The sequence below is a fragment of the Fuerstiella sp. genome (assembly GCA_022447225.1).
GTDB lineage: Bacteria > Planctomycetota > Planctomycetia > Planctomycetales > Planctomycetaceae > S139-18.
The window spans coordinates 113,297-139,295 of the sequence record JAKVAZ010000015.1 but is presented as its reverse complement, the minus strand read 5'-3'; the positions used below and the strand labels follow the sequence as shown (position 1 = coordinate 139,295).

Sequence of the window (25,999 nt, the reverse complement as noted above, 5' to 3'; positions counted from 1 at the left end):
TTGCTGATGCAGGCACTGGTCACAGGTGGTGGAGGATTTCTTGGACGTTATGTGGTTGAACAGCTACTGGGTGCCGGTCACAAGGTGCGGGTCTTTTGTCGAGGCCGTTACGATGCGTTGAGCCGTCAAGGCGTACAGGTCGTCCAGGGGGATATTCGTGATGCAGCTGCTGTGACTGCTGTTTGCGAGGACATGGATGCCGTGTTCCACATCGCCGCAATTCCCGGAATCTGGGGCCGCTGGGAAACGTATCGCTCCATCAACCTGATGGGTACCCAGAACGTGATACAGGCATGCCGACATGCCGGTGTCAGCCGTCTGATTTATACGAGTTCCCCCAGTGTTGTGTTTGATGGAAATGACCATCGGGATGCAGATGAATCACTGCCGTACCCGAAGATATGGACCTGTCACTATCCTCATTCAAAGGCGCTGGCTGAACAGGCTGTGATGCGGGCCAATGCCGACGGACTTCGAACCACATCGTTGCGTCCCCATCTGATCTGGGGACCTCGTGACAATCATCTGATCCCGCGACTGATTCGTAAGGCAAAAACGGGACGATTACGACGTGTCGGTGCCGGGAAGAATGTGGTTTCGGTCAGCTATGTGGAAAATGTAGCTGCGGCACATCTGCAGGTAGAACGTTCTCTCAGGAACTCAACCTGTGCAGCCGGAAAATCATATTTCATCAACGAACCTGAAGCAGTTAATCTGTGGAACTGGATTGACGAACTTCTGGAATTTGCTGGGTTACCGCCGATTCAGAAATCGATATCCGCGGCGGCGGCCTATCGAATAGGTCACTCGATGGAGCTGCTGTGGAGATTGTTGCCGGGAGAGCCTCCGCTGACACGTTTCGTTGCATCTCAGCTCACCAGTTCACACAGTTACAGTATCCAGGCAGCCGTGAGGGACTTCGGGTATTCGCCGGTCTGCACAATGCAGGAAGGTATGCATAAACTGAGGACCGAACTGGCGCAGTTGCATTGACGGTGGCGCTACTGCTGCTGGCTGCGTATTCTTGTGAATAAGGTGCGAAATTCCTGGAGCCGCATGTTAAAAACGTCTGGTTTGTCCTCTCCAGATTTATCCGGTTCGTCCCGAGGCGTCAAAGAAAACGTGAGAGATTCATCTTCATACAGAACATAGTTTTCTGCACCGGCTGCCTTTTTGAGTGGACGGGCCGTGACTACCTGTTGTGCCCGATTTGTCAACTTTGGTCGAACCAGTTCGAGTGTCGGACTGGCAGGATCCTCTTCGGCACATTGGGGAACGAGATGTTCTGATGAATGATTCTGTTCGGGGGGGGCTGCAGCAAGGACTGATTCGCCGGCAGAAAAATCGGTGTCCCCGGCAGGGGAAGACATCGTATCATCAGAGACCTCAAGTCTGTGATCCGGATTGGTCTGTCGTTCCAGTCGTTCAGTGACACGATTTGGTTCGACCTGTTCTGTCCACACAGGTGCGCCGATCGCAGTCTTTTCCCTGAACGATTCATCGGCTTCAGTTTCCTGTTGCGAATCGACACAGGTTCCGGCGAGTCTCAGCGGAATCACATCAGTTTCTGTCACGTTGGCGGTGGCGTCCGATTCATGATCACCGGCAGAAATGTCCTGATTTGTGAGATGGTTCAGTAAATGCTGACAATTTTCTGCGGCATTGATTTGCGGAGCACAGGATTCCTGGACTGTCGTTAAACTGCCAGGAAATGTGGGTTCCGCAGTGTTTTCAAAATCAACCGCTTTAATTGGCGTGGATTCCGGCGGTCCGTTGACAGGAACGGGGTTGACCGGACCAATACCGGACGGCTGCGGCGGCCATAAGGGCAGAGGCACTTCGCAGGGAGGAATGTTGATTTCGTACTTCTGCACCTGAGACGACTGTGCGGGCTGTTCGCTGACAATGCTGTGAAATTCCCGGGTTTTTCGATCAGATGATTCCAGACGTGCCCAGTACCGGACCAGTTCGTCGCCCTCATTCCAGACAGCCGGCCAGCGTCCGGGCGGTGACCATCTGCTGAAACCGGCCAGAAGTTCGTTGAAGTCCGGAACTGTATTTTGATTATGTGTACCGGCGTGCATCACGGCATCGGCGTTATGAATCAGACGCTGATCAAGGTCTGCATCGATATCCATGGCCGGTTCGCCCACGGATTCGAGGTCAGCGAGTACATAGTCGGCGTCAACGCTGAATTCACTGTCGACGGTCTGCTGATAGTCAGACCGGAAACTTTCCGGTTCGTTTTCTATCAGATCGTCCGGTCGCGGATCGGATACCAGTTCATCCAGCGGAGGCAGATCCTCAAATGATTCACTGTCAAACGATTCTTCCGTATCATGTTCACCGGACAGCTCAACGGTTTCCTGCGAATTGATGATTCCCGTCGGTACTGATGCAACTGTGTGTTCTGTTTCAATGCATCCCGAATCCGGTTCGGCCCCGAACTCGATCACACCGTCCGAAAATGTATCGCGGATCGGAGCGTTTGTTACAGCATCATCCGGAGTGGATGATTGATCGACCGAGATGTTCCAGGTATGCGGCAGATGCTGCAGAACTCGGAGTGCTTTATGAACGCATTCTCGTGTGACTCGATGTTTTCCATCGCGACAGGTGGTGAGCAGTGATTCATCGGCCAGCAGGTTCACGCACCGTGGATTTCCATCGGCCGCATCAACAACCGCTTCGACGGCATCGGTGTCAAAACAGTCGGTCATACAACCGCCTGCGTATTCGATCCGACTCCTGATGTACTCCACGGATTCCTTTAAACGCAGGGGCTGAAGAAAATTGTATGTTCGAATCCGCTGAGCGAATCCCGAAATCGCGGGCTGGGCCAGGGTTTCTTCAAGTGCATGTGAACCCGCGAGAAACAGACGACACATCGGATGTGAGCTTGTACGTTGTTCCAGCAGGAATTTCAGTTCGTTAAACAGTTCGGCGGACAGGAATTGTGCATCATCAACCAGCAGTGCGATGGGCCCCCAAAACTCTGCGGATGTCTGCAGTCGTTCGACGATGTCCCAGCGGCCGGAGCCCGCGGTCACAGATTCAGTATCCTCGGATTTCAGGATTCGTCGGATGCACAGATACAGATCCTCTGTAGTTTTTAATGAGATTCCGGGAAGGACAACCGCCTGTCCCTGTCGGCTGAGTATTGCCTGAACATGGTTAAGAAGCACCGTTTTGCCGACGCCGTCGGGACCGGTGACCACAGCTACACCTGCTGCCGCCTGCATCGTGTGCAGAATCGCGGGAAGCACAGAGTCGGATGATTCCGATTCATAAAATTGCCACGCCGCCGGGGTGACGGAGAATGGCATCGTCTGAAAACCGAAGTGCTGCTCGTACATCCGTGTACCTGCACCTGAGGTGCCAGGAAAAGGTCCGGCAAAAGCTGCCGGTGCAAATGCGCACCGGTTCTCTCACAAACATCGAACCGCAAAATGGAGGATCTTGAGGATCTTGCTGTTCAAATCCTGCCGGCGGTAATATCAGCCGTGGGACTGTCGTTCGGCAGGCCGGGCTCAGGCCGCCATCTCTTCAGTCTGCGAACTCTGATTTTTCTCAAGCAGCAGTTCCGCGGTACGAGTAGTGGCTCCGGTAAGTGCGGTATTGCCGGCCAGAATCTCGAGTTGCTTCCGCCGGGCATTGAGTGCATCTGCATTGCCAGCCCACTCGACCAGAATCTTTGATATGCGGCGGATATCTCCGGCTGGATTTCCACTGGAGATTATTTCCGGCATCAGTTCTTCGTTCGCCATGAGATTGGTCAACGTGACGAAACGGCATCGGAGTGCCCTTTTGCCGATAAACCGCATGATCCTTCCGGTACGATAAAGGACGACACCGGGAGTCCGACGTGCCAGTAATTCGAGGCTCACAGATCCACTCACCATCAGGCAGGCGTGTGCTGCTTCGATGACTTCCGATGTTTGACCGGTTTCGTAATGAATGGTCAGTGGTAATTCACTTTTACGTTGTAATTCCTCACATCTCAACTGATGTTCTTTTCGATAGCATCCGGCAATCCATTTGATCCCGGGATGAACCTGCCGGACACGTGCAGCGATTTCCAGCATGATGGGCCAGTTGTGTTCCACTTCGTGTGATCTGGATCCAGGCAGTAAAGCAAAGACGCGCTGATCAGTGTCTGCGGTTTTCAGGGTTTTGAGTGTTTCCGGGTTGAGTTTTCGGTGCGCGACCTCATCGAAGAACGGGTGTCCCACGTATGTTGCATTCACACCGCGGCTGGCATACCAGTCAAATTCGAAGGGGAGAGTACAGATGACATGGTCAATCCATTTTCGCACTCGACGAATTCTCCACGGTGCCCAGGCCCATAACTGGGGAGGGAGATAATAGTAAACCGAAATTCCAAGCCGGCGGGCTGCACGGGCGATCCACCAGTTGAAACCAGGGAAGTCGACCAGTACCACTGCGTCCGGCCGGGTGTCTCTGAGATGATTTTCGGCGTGTTTGACCAGCCGACGAAAATGGGCCAGCAGAGGAACGACTCTCAGGAAGCCCATCACGGCATTTTCGGTCATTTCATGCAGCAGACGGCATCCCTGTTTCCGCATTTCGGGACCGCCGAATCCATCGCAGTACAAGTCGGGATTACGAAGTTTCAGTTCACGCACGAGCAGTGCCGCGTGCTCGTCGCCACTCGGCTCGCCGGCTGAAATAAAGATTCGCATGTCATTCGTCCATGATGGCGAAGGTCGCTGACGGTCGAACACAAACCGTCAGCAGATTAGAGCTGCGACAGATCGTCGTCAAGACGATGATTAATCCGTGTGTTTTCCGGAAACCGGACGTGTGAGCAGTAAGCAGGTGGAGGACCAGATCTGTTGGAAACGGGTTCCTGGGATTATATCGTTGTTCTGAAACAGCAGTGACCGGAATATTGTCATGGTGTTCTTCGCTTCTGTCTTACCAGATTTGACCGGCTCGTTAGTGGCATGAATTGCCGGTTTGTTTGCGGCGTTTTTGGTCCGGCATTGCTTCTCCTGCAGAGCGGTCCACGCATCGTCTGTCCGCGACTGACAAACGCTGTTAGATTCAGGTGTCAGGGTTGCCGCGGTAATCGTTCGGAGGTTCACATCCTATGTCGCACGTTTGTCGGATATTTTTCTGTCTGTTTGTGATCTGCCGGGTTTCTGCGGCACCTGCCCAGGGACTACGTGTTGAGACACAGGTTTACAGGATTGCTCAAGGGGCGGCAAACGGTGGAGCTGTTGAATCCCGTCTTTCCAGCAGCGTGACGCTCTTCCAAAACGGAACGGTTTATGATTATGTGGAAGCGGCTGATGAGGTGATTATTTTGAATTCGTCGGCGGGAATGTTCACGATTCTGAACACGGCGCGGGAGATCAGGACGGAAGGACATTTTGAGGAGATTCAACATCTGATGGATTCGTACCGCAAAGAATCTAAACGCTATCTGCACGAGTTGACCCGATCGACTCAATCGGATGCGGCGAAGGTTGTTCGCAGTCTGCAATTCCAGCTCGATCCGTCCTTTGAGACCGGATTCGACGTCAAAACCGGGTTACTCGAAATGACGTCAGATTCCTGGAGATATCGCGTCCGGACCCACAGATGGGATGATTTGGATCAGGTGGCGGAGTATCTGAAATACGCTGATCTTATCTCGCGACTCAACTACGTCCTGCATCCTGAAAGCATGTTTCCGGAACCTCGCAGACTGTTGAATGATGAACTTCGAAGGCATGAACGACTGCCAACTCACGTTTTTCGGGAGCTTAACGCCGAACAGTCGGTGACATTGCGGGCCAGTCACAAGTTCATTGCCGGTCTGAACCCTGATGACCTGCATCTGATCCAGGTCTGGGATTCAGCTGCTCGGGACACTTCACAGCGCAGTCTGCCACTAAGGCGATACCAGGAAGCTGTCCTCCTGAGTCAGCGTTGATGGCGTCGATTCCGGTAGAGACGCCTAAGGATCCCGTTCTCGCTTGAATCGTGTCGGTTAATACGATTCAATCGAGGTGTTGGTGTTTTTCGCAAACAGGTTCTGACATTGCGAATCTGAATTTCATTGTTGCTGAAATCGGCACTCTCGTACCTTGTACGACGTTTCTGGCCGTCGTGAAGAAAAGTGACGGGTGCTGTTTTCCCTGAGTAGGACGAAACCATGTTTACACTCGATCGTCGTGATTTCCTCAAAACCACAGCAGTTGCAGGCGCGGCATTTACAACTCCGGCTTTCGGTAGAGCGGGAATATCGGCCAACGATAGAATTGGTGCCTGCGTGGTGGGAGTCCGAGGTCGCGGCGGAAGCCATATCAAAGGTTGGCTGAATGACCCACGTACAGAAGTTCGTGCGATTGTGGAGGTCGATGAGGATGTCGCGGCAAAACGAGCCAGTGAGATTGAGACGAAACAGGGGATTCGTCCGGCGATTTATACGGATATGCGAAAGGCGTTCGAAAATGACGACATCGATATTGTGAGTTCTGCAACGCCCAATCACTGGCATGCTCTGTCAGCAATCTGGGCCATGGAACGAGGCAAAGACGCATATATTGAAAAGCCTGTCTCCCACAACATCGCAGAGGGCGCGGCGATGATCGCAGCAGCACGAAAATACGGAAGGATGTGTCAGGTCGGAACGCAGTGCCGTTCGCGTTCAGCAATACGTGACGCAGTGCAGTTTATTGCGGATGGTGGAATTGGTGAGTGTACGTTTGCGCGTGGTCTCTGTTACAAACGTCGTAAAGCAATCGATGCTTTGGGTGATTACGCGATTCCGTCAAACGTCGATTACAACTTCTGGTGTGGACCGGCAACATACACTGACCCGAAAAACACGCGCAAACGATTTCATTATGACTGGCACTGGCAGCGACATTACGGAAATGGAGACCTGGGAAATCAGGGACCTCATCAGACTGATATCGCCCGATGGGGCCTGGGAATCGATACGCATCCGTCGACAATCCTGACTTACGGCGGTCGACTGGGTTACCAGGCAGAAAGGAATGACCCCAACTATGTTGATGCCGGTGACACGGGGAATACGGAGGTTTCCATATACGACTATGGAGATAAATGCATTGTGTTCGAAACACGCGGCCTGGGTGTCAATCATTCGGATGATGACGAAATCAACAGGTTGTTCCAGAAAACAGAAGGTAACAAGATAGGCGTTATTTTCTACGGGTCCGAAGGATACGTAGTGCAACAGTCCTACTCACGCTGTGTCGTGTTCGACAGAGACTTAAATCCAATTGAGGACAAAAAATTCGTCGGTGGCGGTGATCACTTTGGGAATTTCCTGGATGCCTGTGAAAGTCGCAATGTTGAGGATCTGAATGGTGACGTTCGGGAAGGTCACCTGTCGGGCGGCATCAGTCATCTGGGTAATATTTCATATTACATGGGTGAACAAAATCATGTGGCCGCTGATGAAATTTCTGGTGCTTTGAAAGACGTGGTCAGCCAGGACGACAACGAAGCCACGCTGCAGCGGACGCTCAAACATCTGCAGGCGAATGGTGTTGATCTGGAAAAATATCCTTTGTCACTGGGACCGAAACTGGAATTCGATCCTGAACGTGAATTGTTCACCAACAATTCTGCTGCGAATCAGTACCTGTCTCGTGAGTATCGGAAGGGATTTGAGTGTCCTTCTGCAGAGAATGTCTGATCCCGGACTTCCGAAGCGTACCCTGTTTATCTGTTCAGTAAATTTCTGATCGACGGTCCACGGCGATCAGGTCTTTTGTCCAGGATGCTGTCGTGCTTTCACATATGGTTTATTTTACTCTGAAAGATCCGTCTTCGGTGAATCAGCAGCAGTTGATTGATTCGTGTCGGCATTATTTACCCGGACACGAGGGGATCGTGTTTTTCGCGGTGGGAACGCTCACACCGGATTTGAAACGTCCTGTCAATGACCACGATTTTCACGTGACTGCAAATGTTGTCTTCGAAAGCCGTGAAGCGCACGATGCGTATCAGGTTTCGGAAAATCACCAGGCGTTTATCAGAGAAAACAAGGAATCCTGGGAACGACTGCGCGTGTTTGACGCGGATGTGGAATAAGTCCAGGTACCGACCGAGACCTGTCTGATGTCGGCATTGGCTTCGCCAGAATTTCCTCAAAGCAGGCTGGCGGCAGACTCTACTGTGAGTTTGCCCGAATGGCTGACGGCCATCGCTGTCGGCTGCGGACTTTCGGTCCTGATGTGGCATGGTCTGCTTCTGGGGAACGATCTGGTCGGGGGGGACACGTGGACCTATTTCATGCCCCAAAAGCTGGTTCTTGCCGACAGTTTTTCGCGAAACGAACTTCCGCTGTGGCACGATCTGACAGGCCTCGGCTACCCGTTGCTGGCGGAAAGCCAGGCGGGTGTGTTCTATCCGTCCAATCAGATTTTGTATCGTCTGCTGGATGTCAACCTTGCCTACTACGTCAGCATCGTTGTGCATTATGCCCTGGCGTTCATATTCATGTGGCGATTTGCGAGGTGTCAGCAGATTTCCCACTGGTCATCATTGCTGGTGGCTCTGGTCTTTGTCTATGGCTGGTTTCCTGCCCGCATTTCTCTCGAATGGGCCATCATCGGGGGAGTCTGGCTGCCGCTGACACTCTGGATCACACACTCTTTTTTGTTACGACCGTCTCGATTGCGTTTCGCGCTTTTGGCAACCGTTCTCTCCACACATCTTCTGGCGGGCCACTTCACTCTGGCATTTATCAACCAGCTGTGCCTCGTATTCTACGCGGGGCTCCAGTTTTTTCTGCGTCGCGGCACTGATCGTCCGTCCTTCGGTGTTGCAGCTGCTGTTCCTCTGGCCATTGTGATCAGTCTGGCAATCAGCGCTGTTCAGCTGCTTCCGTCACTGGAACTTAAACAGGTTAGTCAGCGAGAAGGCGTGCGCGCCGAGTTCAGTCCGGGGTACGGGCACATGCCTCCGTTGTATCTCACACAGCTGGTTGGTTCGTGGATCTGGTGGCATGCTCCCGAAATTCTGGAATCCCGACAAATGTTGAAATTACCGGGTTCGATCGACAGTGAGACGAATCCGGTTGAGGCGCACTTCTATCTGGGACTGATTCCTCTGGCACTGGTGTGTCTGTGTTCAGTCTCACAGCAGAGCCGAAAGATTCCGGCTCCGGTGCAACGCTGCTGGCTGGTGCTCGGTGTGGTCAGCGTGGTTTATGCCACTGGCTGGCTGCTTCCGATCACACGATACCTGCCGGGCTTCTCCTATTTTATGGGGCCGGGCCGATATACGATCGTGGCTACACTCGCGGGGGCCGTGCTGAGTGGGCTTGCCCTGGATGCACTGACCGGCAGACGGCGGCGCCTGGTTCCCGCTGTGTTACTGATCGGACTGTTCACGTGGTATGATCTGCAGTGGTCCTCACGTCCGGTAGCCGATGCGGTTGAAGTTCCTGGTATCCTTATGCATCAGGAGAACAGCTGGGTCCGAAACTATTTTCAAAACCGGCCGCCGCGAACATGCCGACTCCTGGCAAGTGGTCCCAATGTTGCAAATATTTACCGCGTCAGCTGTGTGCCGCAGTACCTGGGCATTGGTCCGGCCGTTTATTTCGGTGAAGACTTTGATCTCGAGACACAGCCGGACGCACCGGACTTCGGTTCCAGGGCTCAGATGGACAAACTCAGACGACTGGGGGTGACCCATTTGCTGACCACAGAACCGGCTGATGAATTTGATTCCTTTTTGATTTTGATAGACGCCAAACCGGATGCGTTGCTGAACCGAATTTGGGGACGAGGCAGTGCCTCCTGTTACCTCTATGAACTTCGGCAGCCTGGCCGGCGTCTGGAATCTAAACCAGCCTCCGCACTGGTTGATTGGAGAACGCTGCGGGACACCTCTGATGACGTCTTGATTGAAGTGACGCTCAACGAGGCGGCTGAGCTGCACTTCAAAGAATTGATGTACCCCGGATGGACCGTACAAATCGACGGACAACCGGCTGAGGAACTTCCGGGCGATGAGCTGACGCGTTCGGTCCGGATGAATAAGGGGACTCATTCACTGCAATGGCAATTTGATTCCTCTACTGTGTATTTCGGTGCATGGATTTCCTGTATCACGCTGATCAGTGTATGGACAAGTGTGTTTGTTCCGGTACGCAGTTCACAAAAATGCGTGTCCTCTGAATAAAGACCGCGTTTGTCACCCTTTACTGTGGGACGGTAGTTGCTGCGGAATCTGTGGCCTGCGACATTCATCAATTGTGTGATGAATTTTATCGTCGTCAACAAATGTACCGGATTCGTTTGGGTGCACGGGACGCGTCGTAAGAGTGAACACTTTGTCGATTGATGATGAAGGTCACAGATCCGGAGCCGTATGACGGCAGTTGGTCGGGTTTTTCTTCGACGTTCGGCTCAGCGGATAAATCCGGTGCCGTTCTGTCGAGCGGCAGTCTTTGCCGAAACCAGACCTGCACGGCGATGCCGGTGACCTGACAATACTCTTCCTTCCGAATTTGGGGCGAACTGCAGTTCGTTGGAGGTTCGGCTGAGCCTGATTGTCTCAACAGGTCGAATGAAATTTTGATGACGTGTTCCTGTCATTCTTCACCGTTCGCAGAAAACCTGCGCTATGACGCTCGCGGAATACCGAATTGATCTTGGTTATTTTGGCGGTCCTCTGGATCTGTTGCTGTATCTTGTGCGCCGACATGAACTGGACGTCTGCGATGTTTCTCTGGCACGGATCACAAGTGAATTCAATCAGCATCTTGAGGTCCTGGAACTGCTGGATCTTGACCTGATCGGTGACTTCATTGTTGTGGCTTCAACGTTGCTGGAAATTAAGAGTCGGGAAGTGCTTCCGGAGCAGCCGGACCTAGTTGATGCGGATGCTGTCGAAGATCTGGGCAGTAACGAACTTATTCAGCGTCTGATGGAATACAGGCGTTTTAAGCAGGCAGCGATACAGTTGGAGCAGCGTGCTTCCGAATGGCTCGAACGATACCCGCGTCTCACTGACGACCGACCCGAAAGGGCTGGAAAATCAATTCCGGATCGAGTAAGGGGTGTTGAGATCTGGGACCTGGTCAGTGCTCTGACAAGAATTGTACGGATACCGGAGATCGCGGAACAAACCACGATTCGAATGGACGAAACCCCACTTTCCGTCCATCAGGATCGGATTCGACGTCGTCTTCAGCTGGAGAAACGTGCCGAATTCAGTTCGTTCTTTGACGGTGAAAAAAACCAGGTTCGCATCGTTGGGATCTTTCAGGCGATTCTTGAACTTATTCGTCACGAGAGATATCGCGCGGAACAGTTTGTGGATTGGGGTGAGATCTGGATTCTGGCTCCGTCCGCTACTGAAGAAGAGGACGAGAGCATCTGAGTTGACGGATTCGCCCCGTAAAGTGCGAATATTTCTCGTCGGGAACCGTATGGAACCGGGCTGACTGCGGGGACCGGACCGACAGTTCACTCCATCCGAGGCAGATCTTTGGTGGTCTGATCATGCGGATCGAATCGAGGAAGCCGAACCTCTACCTCAAATTCAGTGTCACCGAGCAGGATTTGATCCCTGTGTCTGAGGACATAACAGGTCACCTCCTGTGCATTGACGATAGAGAGATTCGTGGAATCCAGATCGACAAGTTCGAACTGCCCGGCTGAATTCAGTTGAATTTTTGCATGAAATCGACTCAGTCGGCCGTCCGCAATTGTGATGTCGGCTGAATGACTGCGTCCGAGAATCACCGGAAGATGTTCCGGGAGCAGTTCAAGTTCTCCGGCAGGAAATGCGTTGCACTTCAAAAGTAATGTGGAAACAGCCACGAACATACCCAACTGCAGCTGGACAAGCAGACTGACCGACATATTCGGTATCGTGAGACTGAACCGTACAGTGCTCACCAAAGGCGTCAACTGGTGGTCGAAATTGGATCTCTGCCGGATGTTAAGACATGTCGCAATTTTGGCAAAGTGCGACGAGCTAGGATAGTGTGCCGTCAGGGGGTGTTGGAACCGGAATCCCTACAGGATCCGTTACTCGTGTCGATTGACTGTAAAGATTCTTTAACACTCCGACCGGTCGGTATAGTTCCGATGCTGTCAGATATCTGACTGTCAGTCTGAAGCATCCGAAGATAATGACAGAACGTGAACACGGATCAACCTGAAATGACGAACACAATCGGTCCGTCCGTTTCTTCAGCACTCAGTGACCTGCGGAACGATCCTGAGAATAGTACGGATCTCCTGAAAACTCTGCAGACGATTGAATCCACTGCTACCGGTATTGGAGACGGGTTTGCCGCAAACCAGTGTCCGGATGCCGGGACAATGGCGGTTTCCGGCACCGGAACGGAATCGGGCATTGAGCTGGCCCTTGAACGTCAGACAGCTTCCCTGATTGAGCTGACTCAGGAACTCCGACAGGTTGAATTGCGTCTGACGTCAGAGATGGCAAACGCGATAGATGCGGCCGTTTCCAGGGGCCGCCGGACGTTTACTGCTGCCGGGGAAACGAAAACGGTTGAGAACGTATCTGGTATAAACACTCCGGATGACCTGACTTGTTCAAAATCGTTATGCCCGGAAACCGGTAATGGTTCAATCGATGAGTCATGGGCTGCGATCCGCGCGGCGATGCTTAATTCATCTGATGATGATTCGAACGGCTGTGTGGAAAATGAAAACGGACCGAGACGCGAAGAGTTGGCGACACCGAAACCCGAAATGGCAGACGAGTCAACTGTCACTGTGGAGTTCGAGATGCCGGAACCGTTCAACTGTGACACCATAGAAGATCACGATCTGCGTTTGGCTTTCCTTGAAAGGGAGGACCTTCTGCGCCGGCTGTCGACGAGACTTCGGCAAAGACTACAGCCACTGACCGCGATGTCTACGGAACAGATTCGGGAAATGTCGGAATACCTTCCTCAGGATCTGCAGGATCACGCGTCACAGTGTCTCTTACGTGTTGACGAGAATCTGCGGCTGACCGAACTGGAACTTTCACTGGAACGGGCCCGTCTGGCCCGTCAGATGACTGCAGTGGAAGATACAAGGTCCACTGTTGAGCACACAGCACGGCAACTGGGCTATACAATTAACAGTGACGGCACACTCGAGGGTTCACCGAATTACGCTGACTCACGACGTTCAGGACGGCGCTGGATGCGTGTTCTTGGATTTGGACGTTAATTACCGGGAACGATTCCCTGTGTTTCTGCGACGCGGTCGTCCGCTGCGGGATCCGAGTGCGCTGCCTTCACGCATCCCCAGACCACGCCCACGGCCTCTGCCGGCGGCGTAACCGGAGTCCTCTTCTTCTTCTTCGTCGTCGTCGTCATCGAGAAGATCCAGCCCGTCCCGTCCACCGGACGCTTCGGGACGCCAACTCGCAAAATTCATGATGATCGCGTCAACCAGCTCCCTGTCGGTCCAGTGAGAGTTTTCGACGGCATAACGCAGTACGATGTCACCACGAGCATCCACCAGACTAACCAGAGGAGCGACTGGCTGCTGTCTGCCCAGTTTCCTCAAAATTCCCTGCAGATCTTCGTGATCTCGCGGATTTAGTCGGACACGCGGAAGTACGCCACACAGCAATTCACCGGTAGCGAATTCGACTTCGCCACCTTCCAGGACTTGTTGTTCAAGGTCAACTCGCTCTGTGCGTTCATGGCCGGCAACCGGCATTCCGACGTCAACGGAAAGTGAGCCCATAACGGGCAGCACGCCGTCATCTTCGTAATAAACGCCGAAATCAACCGAGTGCTGACCATTTCGTGTTGCCTTTACTTTTCGTGCGTAATTGCGATACCTCATTGGTACGTGAACAGGCTCTGTCGCTTCGCTCCATTCCGACATAATGGTTTCCTGTTCAGCAGACTCCGGTGACACCAAATCATCCGCAATCTGTTCGAAGTTTGGATTATACATCTCGAGCCGCACACGATAACGATAAGCAAAGCCTCTCTGTGCAGTGAAATCTATGAATCTGACCAGGAACAGCCGGTAGTCTGCTGTCGCCGTCGCTTCAAATTGTTTCTTGAAAAGTGCCTGGCTCGTGTCATCAAAAGTTTGACCACTACGGTTGTAGAACTGTTGCATCTGCTCCATGGCCCCGGCCTGAAATTCGCCAGGTGTGGCATAGTTGTTTCTTGCCTGAATACCCAAGTGTTCCCGAGACCTGTAACTCGGCAGGAAACCTTTCTTTCTTTTTCGCTGCGGAGGGGCAATCTGTTCAGCCTTCCTGGCTTCATCCGCCAGAATTTCGTCAATACGATTCTGCATTTCCTGTTCTTCAGGACTGAGTTCGAAATCTGTGATCATACTGTGCGCTGCTTCATTATCCTGCCATGTTCCGGTGGCCCGGCGTGGAAGAGGCATGGTGAGTTCCGGGTTAGTTACCACCGGACTGACGATATCGATGTCCTGACCGAGTGAGTCAGACAGTATCTCACCAACATCCTCCAGCCTCACTTCTTCCCAGCCACTCCATTCACCATCTCGGTGCTGCATTCGCTCGATATGCATCTGCTGATAATCGACGTATCGCTGAATTTCGTCATAGTTTCCTGTGACGTGCAACGCGTCCATTACTCTTCTGCGCTGCTCCTGCAGATCGATGATCATGCGAACTGAAATTCCTGCACGCCATTCGACCTTTCGACGGGCCGATGCCGACAGAACGTCTTGGGAATTCGCTCCATATACCAAAGCTTCCGCATCTGCGCGAGCAACACCGAATCGTTCCATCATGTCCGCTACTTGACTTTCCCGCGGATCCGAGACGGGTGCACCGGGCCGTTGAACATCTTTAGGGGTCGCGGCATCGGCATTGCCTCCGAATTGTTGCGCGGCAAGCAATCTTGTTGAATCAATTTCCTTCTTTTCGTCACCTGTGTCTTTTCGATTGTCAGCCGGAAATTCATCGGAGTCTTCTTCATCCGGCGGAAATGCCAGAGGAATATCCACCGAAGAAACTTCAGGATGGGTGGGAGCGAGGACCTGAATGTCTTCCCGTTTTTCTCGCATTGCCATCAGCGGCTCATTCCACACGACCGGCATGCTAAACCGTGTGTGATCAATTCCCTCACGTTTCCCGAGTTCACTTGCCAGGCTTCTGATGTTCGGCATGTTTTCGGTGAATGTTTTTTGTTCGTCCTCCGGCCAGACGTTTTTCAAATCAATTTCTCTGCGGACATCACTCGCCTGTTGAATCAATTTAGCCGGCATTACATCCGCATACTCCCAGGATGTCTGTGCGAAACACCACATGGCCAGCAATACCGCGATTCCACCTATAATTTTCTCACTGTGGTTAATGAAAAATAATTTTAAGTCGAATTTGGTTGCCATTGTTTTTATTCCGAAAATGAGCGGAGCCCTGCCCGCAGATCTCGATCGGTGTATCACTTACCAGCGGACCTTTAGGAACCTGCCTGCCAGCCGAGTGGTTAACTTCAGAAAGTTATGTCCGCACGACGCAAACTAGCCCTGGTGCACCTTAGCAATTATGTAAGTCTGGTTGATTTGGTTACATCAATTCACTGAGCCAGGTTCACACGAGCTGATTGTCGAAGCAGAAAGTCCACATCGCAAATTCCGATTGGTGGTTTTGATATGCGACAAAACTCGTCCGGTCTCTATTGTCGTGATTGATATGTATTGGAGTTATTGATCAGGATTGCCTAAACCGGATACCAACAGTTGGTTATGGTTTCTGAGGAGATTCCTCCTCAAGTTGTTTTTCAGCAGGTCGTTGTTCCGGTGAGGCCTCCCCGGCCGAAGTCTGTGTAGTATCAGTGTTTTCGGAAGTAATCGTTTCTTCCGTTGAATTCGCGTCGGTGTCTGCGGCATTCGGCTCCTCCGAGGCAGCTGTCTCAGATGATTTGGCAGTGGCCTCGGCCTCTTCCCGTTCCATTTCGGCCGTTTCTTCGACCCGTTCGTTTTCTTCCGGGGTTCCGTAAAGTGTCAGGAGGCCCGCAATTTTTAATTCCACCAGGGCGGGATCATATAGAGCAGAATTCCGTTCTTCTTGCCCTTTGTTATACAGACGGCCGCTCAGCCGTTTGTTTTCTGCTAGCAGAGCAAGCGGTCCTACCGCCATGACAGTGGGACCGAGTTGCTGATGAGATCCGCCACCAATATCCCCGGTAGGTGCACCCATCATCCCCATCGGTGCGCCCATCATCCCCATCGGTGATCCGGTTGCCATACTCGCACTTCCGCGACCGAATCCACCCCCGAGTCTCGTACCTAAACTACTGCCAAAACTACCTGGTGCTCCCGGTGCATGAGCAATTCCGTTCTGTGCTGGTGACGTTGAGTTGGGTGAAAACACTGCTGTCACACGTACGATCTGAGCGGGATACGACGAGTTGGTGAGTTCGGAAAGCAACGAAGGGAGATACGATCCATCGATTTTGACACGCAGTAGAAAGGCTCGAGTTCTGTATTCGCTGTTAATGTCGACGTAACGACTTTTCGACGTGGCAACCTGAGACCCTCCCTCTTCTTCCGCTTCTTCTTCATCTTCATCTGTGTTGCGGATTTTGAATCGTCGTCTGGTTACCTTTCTTTCTTCGAAAATAGGTGCCGTAGTACCGAATTCCTCGTTCAAAAGGTCAGTTTGAAAAGTGCCTCTGAAACGTCTTCCACCTGACGAGCGAGTTCTTTTAGGACCGCCGGCCTTCTCTTTATCCAGTGCGGCCTGCTCCTCCGCATACATTGCCGCGTAATCTGCGATTCCCATAGATTGCGGGACGGCTGAGGCCGCAGATTTTTTCTTCTCTGCAGCTACACTTTGATCCCTGGACCCACCACGAAGCTGAAGTGACATGAGATGACGAATCGGTGATTTACCCAAACGTTCCGCACCTGACCCCCTGTTAACAGCAGCGATGGATTGGAACAGTGACCTTAACAGCCACAGATCTTCCTGGGCATTCCAGATTTCGGTTGCGGTGGGAGCCAGGTATCGCCACTGTTCCGGATTTTCCTGCGTGATTTCCGGGATCGTGACATCAATCAAACCGCGGTTGTCCTGAACAATGAACGGATCCAGAACACGCAGCTGTTCCGCAAAATGCTCTTCGTAGACTTTTCGATACTCGTTTCTGAGGGCTGTTTCCGGAATAGGAGATCCAAATGATGGAAGTTCATGAGCAAGTTTTTTGGGATATGTCCGATGCTGAATTTGCCGATTGTGCAGATCCCGTTCTGCGTTCAGAAATTCATTTCGGTGTCGGGTATTGATGGCGGTCGCCCCCGCCGTGAATATACCGTTAGGTGCGTCTTTGCCGGATTTAGAATCTCTTTCGTTGTTCACCAGTGTGGTTTTATTCTTGTTGATCTGTTCTCCCAGGCTGCCAATTGCTATCCACCAGCCACTGACTGCAATCACAACCACAAAACCAGTACAGATCCAGAAGATTTGTTTTAAAACGGGTTGGAGTTTTTCCATTGTCAGACCTCAATCGATGCGGTTTCTCTCTGACCGAAAATTGTGCACAGCTACAGGCGGGAATTAATTACCGGACTCCTGGTGGGGTCGCAGCCGTTGTGTCGTCCTCATCAAGTTCAACTCGTTTATCTTCTGATACAGGTAACCAGGCGAACTGCAGTTGAAAATCAGTTCTGGTTAGTTTCAGGATTGGCTTTGATTTGTCATCAAGGCTATCCAGAGGGCCGGTTCTGCGAAGAGATCCATTTGGCTGACCAATGGACGGTTGTCGGATAGATCCGCCAAAATTCCCGCCTCGTTCCTCTTCCTCTTCCTCTTCCTCGTCCTCGTCCTCGTCATAACCGCCTCTACCGCCTCTACCGCTGTTACGGCCGAATGAACCGCCCGGAATTCCTCCTGATCGTCCCATTTGGAGCGGCTCATTGGGATCGAAGGTTGTTCGGTTGGTTTCACTCCAGATAATAATCGGATGAGAGATGCCCAGTTGGCCTACCGGGACGTTAACCCCTTCTCGCTCTATGGTCCATTTCCGCAGGTTTGTTACCAGTGTGGATTCCAGAAACGCATCCTCGATTTCACGAAAATTGAGTGACCGGTCGTTGTGGAAATGGTAGCCGCTGAGTGTGACAATGTAGCCCACTCCGGCGGGGGCGGTTTCACCGTCATCTCCTCGGAATTTTTCCTTAAGATTGGGGTCCGCTGACAGATCCTTATGCCATTCCTCCACATCGCGCGTAAGCATTGTGGCAACCGACATAATACGGACTTTGTTTTGCAGCTGGACATTTACCTCATCCAAAGCAGTATCTTCATCCCGAGGCAGGCACTCATTGACCGCTTTGTAGAGTTCGGTCCACAGCGACCTTTTTTCCAGCGGTGCTGAAATGATTTCGATTTCCTTCAGCAGTGCAGAATGAGCATCCTGCTGGGCTTTGTATGCCATTCGGTTCTGATTGACGTAGTTCCTGAGGTCTGCGACTTCTTTATACGCTGTCTCGAATCGTTCCGGACTGAGTGAACGTGCTACGCTTGCAGTCACTGCTGTTGATATCCCCAGCGCCAGCAGCAGCACGGCCACGGCGACAACGACCCACGGTTTTTTGCTGCGGATCTTTCTTTCAGTGACAATTTCCGGTGGCAGCAACGTCGTCTGAATGCGCGTATGATTCAGTGTCTGCAACGCCAGACCATATGGCACTGCGAACGACATCACATTGTCCATAAACAGCGGATCGCTCAGGACTGCATCACCCGTTACACCGTCGAGATGTTCCAGACGATGGACTTCGTACTGCAGATTCTGCTGCAGGAATTTCTGCAGACCTGCCAGCTTGAAACCATTGCCAACCCCAATGACTTTCTTGATTTTTGCGGCACGGTTGACGCTGCCGAAGTACCCGATGGAACGCTGAATCTCAGTGACGTAGTCGTTAAAAACCGGACGCATTGCCTGAAAAGCGGCTTTCGGATCCGGCGACTTGGTTGCGTTGCATTTGAGATGTTCGGCCTTGGCAAATGTGAGCTTCATTTCACGGGTAAGCGCACGTGTGAAATGGTTACCCCCAATGGGAACATTGCGGATCCAGATGCTTCGACCGTTTGACACCAGCAGTGTGGTGTTGTCGGCTCCCATATCCAGGACAATGTAATAGTCTTCCGCGTCCGGTGGCTCCGGTGTTTGTTCGTTTTTTCGATACGATAAGACGTCGTACGACAGATAGTTATACAAAGCCAGCGGAGCAATCTGGACCACTTCGATTTCTTCGCCTTTGTCTGCCAGCGGGCGCATAGATTCGAAGATCAATTCGCGTTTCATTGCAAACAAACCGACTTCTGCTTCCAGCATGAAGCCACTTTCTTCCACTCCGCCGCCAATCGTCTGAAAGTCCCAAACGACTTCTTCCAGGGTGAAAGGAATCTGCTGCCGGGCTTCGTATTGGACGATTTCGGCAATCTTTCCCGGTTCCACCGGCGGCAACTTGATGAATTTTGCCAAAGACGTGTGACCGGGTACACTGATTCCGACAGCATCGTCGCCCAAATCGTTTCGTTCCAGGAATGTCGCGACCGACTGCTCAATCAGTTCAACCGGGACTGCATCCGGCTGACTGAGGATCTTGGGATGCGGGATATAATCAAACGCAGTCGCACGAACCGACTGGCCATTGTCTTCTGCCCTCAGTCGGATCGCTTTGAGAGCCGCCTGACCAATTTCGATTCCCCATGCATTCTGTATTGATGCTGCCATTCCAACTTTCCGTTGCCAGTCTTTGGTTTATTTACCCATACTGACCTGAATACACACAACGTTCAAATCTGAATTTTAACCAGCGAAACCTTTATTGTCCGGATCCGCACAATGGTAGATTTCGGCATGTTCAACAACACCGTTATATTCCTGATCAGAAACACGGGATGCTGGGGTGCTGGAAGTAACGTGGAGTCAATTGCCTCCAGCGTTACCGACATCGGTTTCCAAATTGCGAGAATTTTTCGTATCGTCAACCATTCGCATGGTTTATGCAAGCTTCAATATTCCTGAAGCTGTCCACGGCTCCATCATTTTCCGGCGGAAAAACTATCTTGGCGGTAATCTTCAGTTTGTGTTTGTCGATATTGAAGATTTGGACGATTCTCTTTTGGTGAGAGTTCCGCAAAAACAGACAATTCGTAAAAAGAGGATCAGATTGTGCTTCGTGTGAGCTGATCCGTCAGCAACTGGTGTGGGTGAAGTCTTGGTTTTCTACATGAGCCTGTGTTCCTGAACACCTGGCCGGAATCTCGCATGTTTCAGTTCTTACGGATGCCGGTAATCGATATCGATTCGCGAGTCCTTGTACCAACAGCATTTTCACCGTCAACACGGCTCTGACGCGTGGTCGGGATGGCGAGGGTTTAGGCAATGACATCAGTGCGCCGATTTAGCGGAATATCCGTGCTCATCCCTGGCTATTCCGTTGAAGACATTCCGACCGATCTTTCGGAAGAAAAAGCAACGGGTCTGCTTAACGCAATTGCCTGTGCCTGGCATCCCGCAGTCATTGGGGCAGCCGAAGGGGTGCCGCAGTTTCGCTACGCCGATCTCTCTGAAATCATGGATTCGGGACAGATTCTGATGGTGCCGGAGTGCAGCGGGGAGTGGCTGGGCCATGAGTGGCAGATGCAGCTGGAGACTGCGAATTGCTGTGTCCTGCACAGTCTGACGGAACGTGGAGACTGGCTGGATGCGATCGAACGGGAGTTGATCAGTTCTGATGACAGTCTTGCCGAATTAACGCTTGTTAACGATTTTCTGGCGCTCGGGCTGTCGTGGTATCTGGTGATGGCCCTAAGTCGTCGGATGCATCACTACATTGATCCCGATGAAATACGCCTTTCGTCAGCTGTCCACGATGCTGCGGCTGCCGCGAACGATGGCTGTACAGAAGACGCACAGCGATCGCTGCTTTCCGGATTTGAATGCATTCTGGAAACCCGCGAACAGCTCTTTCCCGTGGAAAGCTGTCTGCTGGACATTTGTCTGAATGCCGCGCCTGGCGATGAACAACAATTGTTGGCTTTAGTTAAAGATACGGAACGTCTGAATCTATTGATTTCCGGTGCGGAGTTGAGCGATCTCAGGCAAAACCATTTGGAAATCTACCAGGCAGTTACTGATGCAGCCTCGGTTGGAACCTGTTGTCTCGTGAGTGGCGGTCGACACGAACTTCGGTCCAGCCTGAGCTCCTTTTCTGCAGCGTACGGAGAACTTCAGCAGACGGGAACCGCTGATGCTCAGTCTGGCAGGATCTGGGGGCAGCGACGATACGGTCTGCATCATTCCCTTCCGGGGTTGCTGCGACTGTTTGATTATGATTTCGCATTGCATCTTGCTCTGGATGACGGAATTTATCCGGAGAGGGAACAGAACACATTTTACTGGCAGGATTCCGGTTCGGTTTCCATTAAGTCGTCGTCTCGTCTTCCTGTTGCGATCGATAGTGCGTCTTCGTTTCTGCGACTGCCCGAACGTCTTGCCGAGGCCATGCAGTATGATTCTCCTGCAGTCGTGCTTCTTGCTCGACTGCCCGAATCCCAAATGCCGTGGTTCAGAGATCTTCAGCGTATTCACGAGCACTGCCCTGTGCTCGGTCGGTTTGTGACCTTCGAAGAACTGCAGGAACAGATGGATGGTACCGGGGATCCTGTGCGTTTTGCTGCTGGTGAATATCTGGGGCCCCATCTGGTCCAGTCGTCTGTTCTGAAGACTGAACCACCCGTCACCGGCCCGGCTGAACTCCACTGCCGAAGACATCAGCTCGAGCAGCTGGCATTCCTACAGGCACTGAACCGGATTCTGAAACCGGAGTCAGAAGGCTGTGCGGTCGTGGCGGAACTGGAGTCTGAACTGCAGGAAGCTGAATATGTTCGTTTGACCGGGGAAACTCCCGGTGAGCCGGACCTGCAACGCAGGCACACAGAGCAGATCGGCGATCGAATTCAGCGGCATCTTGGGAATCAACTGGATCAGTTTGGGGCTCTCCTTCCTTCTGGTGATGCTGCAGGTCAGGTGATTGTTAATCCGCTGGCTTTCGGTCGGGAGACGACAACCCGCTGGCCACCGGAGAAAAGACTGCCGGAAGCGTCGGACAGTATTCTGGCGGCATACCGGCAGGGCCATGAAGTCTTTCTCCGGGTTAAAGTCCCTGCCGGGGGATTTGTCCAGCTTGCTGAAGCAGGGACACGTTCAGCCGGCGTTGGCATCCAGAAGGCCACCGGACGGCCTCTGGCTGAAAACGGAATGCTGCGCAATCAGTATTTTGAGGCGATATTAAGTTCTGCCAGCGGGGGAATTGCAGATGTGCGGTTTCATGGACAGCGGGCCAACCGAGTCAGCCAGTTGGTAGCGTTTCGCTATGAATCTGCGAAGACTATTCCGGAAACACAGGCGACTGATCAAATCACGAGCCAATACGCCCGAACAATTTGCGAAAAAATGACAGTGATCAGCAACGGTCCGTGGTACGGGGCTATCGAGTCACACTGCGTGATTCGTGACGTGTCAGACGAACGGATCCTTTTTCGTTTTCGTCAGATCACCCGTGTGGAACGAACGGTTCCGAGGATTGAGATCTGCATCATTCCCGAATCAGTGGCTGAACCACCGGTGACAGGCAATCCTTGGATGGCTTACTTGGCGTGTCGGTTTGCCTGGGACAACGAAGCCGCCTCTGTGTCCCGAAGTCTGCTCGGGCAGGTTTGTGGATTTCAGGGTGAGCGATTTGAATCTCCTGACTATATCGAAATAGCCGACTTCGACCACAGACTTCTAATCATTCCGCATGGTCGCCCCTATCACCGGAGGTCCGGCCCGCGAATGCTTGACAGCATCCTGATTGTGGAGGGACAGCCTGTTCCTGAGGACGGATTCCGGTTCACACTCGAATTTGATCAGCAGTTTCCTCATCGGTCGGTGACCGATGTGCTGCAGCCCGTGCTTTCTAATTCGGTTGAGAGCGTCACCTCTTCCACCGGCTGGGTTCTAGCCTGTTCTGCGAAAAATATTCAGGTTGCCAGAATTCGGGCTGATGGAAGATCGGTGGTCGTCGTACTTCAGGAATCAGAAGGACGTTCATCGAGATGTCGGCTGCAGACGGCCCGACAACCTGAGTCAGCGTGTGTGCGGAAGGCTACGGGCGCCCTGGTAGAGCAACTGGACATACTCGATTGCGAAGTCGTGATGACGTTTTCACCTTTTGAGTTGAAGGAAGTTCAGTTGAGTTTTTGATCAGAAGGGTATGAAGGGAGATCTCGGGTGCGAAGTTTCCGTCCGGGACATAGTGGGACCCGACCTGTCCTGAGGCGAACGTCAATCATGCCTTCAGGGTGAGACCGAACGAGGAGTCAGCGGGACGATGATTGTTGCCATAGACGGGCCTGCAGGCTCAGGAAAAAGTACAGTCGCCCGATTACTGGCTGAACGTCTGAGTATTCGTTATCTGGATACAGGGGCGATGTATCGTGCCATCGCGTTTGCCGTCGTTCAGTCAGAGTTTGATGAAAATGAAGTCGATGAGGTAAGTCGAATTGCTCAATCTGCCTGCATTGAATTTCGTCACGAAGACATTTACCTCAATGGATTCTGTGTGACCGAGGAAATTCGTAGCGCTAATGTCACGGCCGTGGCGTCAATTGTTGCTGCTAATCCGGACGTTCGAATGCGACTGGTGGAACTGCAGCAGCAGATCGCTGTGGCTGGTGATCTGGTGACCGAAGGCAGAGACCAGGGAACCGTTGTGTTTCCTCAGGCCGATCACAAATTCTTTGTGACTGCCAGTCTTCTGACTCGGGCTCGCCGAAGACATCAGGAGATGACGGCTCGTGGCTCCTCACTGTCACTGCAGACGGTCAAGGATCAACTGCGGTGGCGAGATCATCGCGATGAAAATCGGGATTACGCACCGATGAAACCAGCCAGCGATGCGCAGGTGATTGATACTTCGGACATGTCCATCGGCGAGGTGGTTGATACACTGATGCAGCGCATCCGGCCAAAACTATGAATTTAGTCTGCGTTCATGATCCGTGGCAGCAGTTGCACTCAACTGTTCAGGCGTCAGCGACTGTACCTTCTTTAAAGGTTTCTTTGTCATCAGCAAGCAGTTCTTTTCGCACGATTCGGATCGTTTGAGGAGCGTCGATTGACAGCCGAACGCGACCTGCTCTGACATGCGAAACAGTTACAGAAACATTGTCGGAGATCTGAATTGATTCACCTGTCTTACGACTTAGCACCAGCATCGCACACCTCCTAACAAAAGGTCAGTCACTCCATCGGGGGGGCGCCGCTGCAGCCCAATTACGATGTTCCGGCGGATAAAAAATTCACCCTAAGATCCGGCAGAAAAAATTTCGAAGGCAACTTCGGGGTCGTTCCACTTCAAATTTCTGCTTCCGATAACTTTACTACGCTGTTTGACCCGTCTCCTTCGCAATTCGTTCTGTAAAATCAGCAGTTTCTGCCGAAATATTTGTGTTAAATGTTGTTACAGGACCGCAGATTGTTGTGTTCCAACAGGTGGGAAATATTTAAGGGAGTTAACACCATCGGGCGTTCCGGCTGTCCTGTTGGTTGCGGGTGTTTGTTTGGGCGGGTCTGGGAGAATAGGCGTATTTCGTTGCGGGGTAATTGAGTTGTCGAGTGGTTTTGTTTGCGGTAACCCGGTGTGTGGGGCGAGTTTTTTGATTAGGGGTTGCTCGGTCCGGGGAGTGTCTGTCAGTAGATTCACACAAGTTCCGCGTGTCCGAAACAATGTCCAGCAGGGATATTCCTGGTGAAGCCGGTTCGAGAAGACGAATCGTGGAGACACAGTCGGTCGGTTTATGAGTTGCCGAAGACTGCGGAACGTCCAAGGTCGGTGTACGTGCATGTTCCGTTCTGCAGTCATCGTTGTGGTTACTGCGATTTTACACTGGTGGCTGACCGCGATGATTTGATCGTCGATTATCTGAATGCACTGTCGAATGAGCTGGATCAGCTGAACGAAGTCTGTGCTGTTGATTCGATTTTCGTGGGTGGCGGCACTCCGACGCACCTGGCACCGGATCAAATCGAACAGTTGATGGGGCTGATCTCGGCACACTTCGAACTGACTTGTGACGGTGAGTACACATTTGAAGCCAATCCGGACGGTCTGAGCAGCCATCAGCTTGACGTTCTGGGCAGCGGTGGAGTCAATCGTCTCAGCCTGGGGGTTCAGTCGTTTGATACAGGCGTTCTTCGGACTCTGGAGCGAACGCACACTGCACAGCAGGCTCAGGCCGCCGTGGTTCGTGCGCAGCAAATCATTCCAAACATATCCCTCGATCTGATATTCGGCGTGCCTGGTCAAAGTGAGCATGTTTGGCGTCAATCACTTGCCACAGCAACAGCTTTACCGGTGAGACACGTGTCGACTTATGGACTGACGTTTGAGAAAGGAACAGACTTCTACCGTCGTCGTTTACAGGAGAAATTCTCGTTGGTCTCCAATGAATGTGAGCGTCTGCAGTACGCAGACGCGATGTCAGTGCTGGCCGATGCCGGTCTGGAGCAGTATGAAATCTCGAATCACGCACATCCGGACGCCCGCTGTCGGCATAATGAAGTTTACTGGGATGCTTCTGAGTACTTTGCGTTCGGCCCTGGCGCCGCTCGCTATGTCAACGGGACGCGAAGTACCAACGCCCGGAATGTGACCGGGTGGATCAGGAGCTGGCTCAGAAACGAGCCTGTTCTGCAGGAATACGAAAGATTGTGTGCGATTGACCGGGCGCGCGAGGCTGTAATGCTGGGACTGCGACGCAATCAGGGAATCCCTCAGGGTCAATTTCGGAACAGATTTGGCTATAGTGTGAGCAGCTTGGCTCCGGAAGCTCTGGAGCGACACCTGACAGCAGGACTTCTGGAGCAGGTTTCCGGAATAAACGATGTAGACGAACCGGACACCTGGCTGCGGTTCACCACCGAAGGTCGATTTGTTGCGGACACTGTCGTCGTTGATTTTCTTTGAGCGAC

Annotated in this window: 18 protein-coding genes; 11 read left to right on the top strand and 7 right to left on the bottom strand. The window is 52.3% G+C overall.

Annotated elements, in window-relative coordinates; all coding sequences use genetic code 11:
• Positions 1 to 6: 6 nt before the first annotated feature.
• The gene (locus MK110_17090) at positions 7 to 993 is read left to right on the top strand and encodes an NAD-dependent epimerase/dehydratase family protein (protein ID MCH2213022.1); all 987 of its coding nucleotides are present in this window, start codon (positions 7 to 9) and stop codon (positions 991 to 993) included.
• Between the two features lie 8 nt (positions 994 to 1,001).
• Here MK110_17090 and MK110_17085 read toward each other — a convergent pair whose 3' ends face one another.
• Both MK110_17085 and lpxB read right to left on the bottom strand, forming a co-directional pair.
• On the bottom strand, positions 1,002 to 3,326 hold the full coding sequence (locus MK110_17085) for an AAA family ATPase (GenBank protein MCH2213021.1): 2,325 nt from the start codon (positions 3,324 to 3,326) through the stop codon (positions 1,002 to 1,004).
• Between the two features lie 204 nt (positions 3,327 to 3,530).
• Complete coding sequence (lpxB, locus tag MK110_17080) at positions 3,531 to 4,703, bottom strand: lipid-A-disaccharide synthase (protein MCH2213020.1); 1,173 nt, start codon at positions 4,701 to 4,703, stop codon at positions 3,531 to 3,533.
• A 410-nt stretch (positions 4,704 to 5,113) separates the two neighbouring features.
• Here lpxB and MK110_17075 point away from each other — a divergent pair, with 410 nt between their 5' ends.
• From MK110_17075 to MK110_17055, 5 genes are all read left to right on the top strand, one after another.
• A complete protein-coding gene (locus tag MK110_17075) occupies positions 5,114 to 5,941 on the top strand; it encodes a hypothetical protein (GenBank protein ID MCH2213019.1) in 828 nt (275 codons plus the stop codon).
• 222 nt (positions 5,942 to 6,163) lie between these two features.
• The gene (locus MK110_17070; protein MCH2213018.1) at positions 6,164 to 7,678 is read left to right on the top strand and encodes a Gfo/Idh/MocA family oxidoreductase; all 1,515 of its coding nucleotides are present in this window, start codon (positions 6,164 to 6,166) and stop codon (positions 7,676 to 7,678) included.
• Between the two features lie 92 nt (positions 7,679 to 7,770).
• The gene (locus tag MK110_17065) at positions 7,771 to 8,076 is read left to right on the top strand and encodes a Dabb family protein (GenBank protein MCH2213017.1); all 306 of its coding nucleotides are present in this window, start codon (positions 7,771 to 7,773) and stop codon (positions 8,074 to 8,076) included.
• A gap of 84 nt (positions 8,077 to 8,160) precedes the next feature.
• Positions 8,161 to 10,176 (top strand): hypothetical protein, encoded by a 2,016-nt coding sequence (locus MK110_17060; GenBank protein ID MCH2213016.1) that lies wholly within the window; start codon positions 8,161 to 8,163, stop codon positions 10,174 to 10,176.
• A 444-nt stretch (positions 10,177 to 10,620) separates the two neighbouring features.
• On the top strand, positions 10,621 to 11,379 hold the full coding sequence (locus MK110_17055; GenBank protein MCH2213015.1) for a segregation/condensation protein A: 759 nt from the start codon (positions 10,621 to 10,623) through the stop codon (positions 11,377 to 11,379).
• A gap of 86 nt (positions 11,380 to 11,465) precedes the next feature.
• Here MK110_17055 and MK110_17050 read toward each other — a convergent pair whose 3' ends face one another.
• The gene (locus MK110_17050) at positions 11,466 to 11,864 is read right to left on the bottom strand and encodes an FHA domain-containing protein (GenBank protein MCH2213014.1); all 399 of its coding nucleotides are present in this window, start codon (positions 11,862 to 11,864) and stop codon (positions 11,466 to 11,468) included.
• Positions 11,865 to 12,167: 303 nt separating this feature from the next.
• Here MK110_17050 and MK110_17045 point away from each other — a divergent pair, with 303 nt between their 5' ends.
• The gene (locus MK110_17045) at positions 12,168 to 13,193 is read left to right on the top strand and encodes a hypothetical protein (GenBank protein ID MCH2213013.1); all 1,026 of its coding nucleotides are present in this window, start codon (positions 12,168 to 12,170) and stop codon (positions 13,191 to 13,193) included.
• Here the strand turns inward: MK110_17045 and MK110_17040 are convergent, their stop codons facing one another.
• From MK110_17040 to pilM, 3 genes are all read right to left on the bottom strand, one after another.
• Entirely contained in the window at positions 13,194 to 15,356 is a 2,163-nt protein-coding gene (locus MK110_17040; protein ID MCH2213012.1) for a hypothetical protein, read from the bottom strand.
• Positions 15,357 to 15,711: 355 nt separating this feature from the next.
• Entirely contained in the window at positions 15,712 to 17,463 is a 1,752-nt protein-coding gene (locus MK110_17035) for a hypothetical protein (protein MCH2213011.1), read from the bottom strand.
• 67 nt (positions 17,464 to 17,530) lie between these two features.
• The gene (pilM, locus tag MK110_17030) at positions 17,531 to 19,711 is read right to left on the bottom strand and encodes a type IV pilus assembly protein PilM (GenBank protein ID MCH2213010.1); all 2,181 of its coding nucleotides are present in this window, start codon (positions 19,709 to 19,711) and stop codon (positions 17,531 to 17,533) included.
• A gap of 175 nt (positions 19,712 to 19,886) precedes the next feature.
• On the opposite strand from pilM, the gene MK110_17025 reads away from it, so the two are divergent.
• The 3 genes from MK110_17025 (at position 19,887) to cmk (ending at position 24,005) form a co-directional block, all read left to right on the top strand.
• Complete coding sequence (locus MK110_17025) at positions 19,887 to 20,165, top strand: hypothetical protein (GenBank protein ID MCH2213009.1); 279 nt, start codon at positions 19,887 to 19,889, stop codon at positions 20,163 to 20,165.
• A 200-nt stretch (positions 20,166 to 20,365) separates the two neighbouring features.
• Entirely contained in the window at positions 20,366 to 23,230 is a 2,865-nt protein-coding gene (locus MK110_17020; protein ID MCH2213008.1) for a hypothetical protein, read from the top strand.
• 127 nt (positions 23,231 to 23,357) lie between these two features.
• Entirely contained in the window at positions 23,358 to 24,005 is a 648-nt protein-coding gene (cmk, locus tag MK110_17015; protein MCH2213007.1) for a (d)CMP kinase, read from the top strand.
• Between the two features lie 46 nt (positions 24,006 to 24,051).
• On the opposite strand, the gene MK110_17010 is transcribed toward cmk, so the two are convergent.
• On the bottom strand, positions 24,052 to 24,243 hold the full coding sequence (locus MK110_17010; GenBank protein MCH2213006.1) for a carbon storage regulator: 192 nt from the start codon (positions 24,241 to 24,243) through the stop codon (positions 24,052 to 24,054).
• Between the two features lie 533 nt (positions 24,244 to 24,776).
• On the opposite strand from MK110_17010, the gene hemW reads away from it, so the two are divergent.
• Positions 24,777 to 25,994 (top strand): radical SAM family heme chaperone HemW, encoded by a 1,218-nt coding sequence (gene hemW, locus MK110_17005; protein MCH2213005.1) that lies wholly within the window; start codon positions 24,777 to 24,779, stop codon positions 25,992 to 25,994.
• The last annotated feature ends 5 nt before the right edge of the window (positions 25,995 to 25,999 follow it).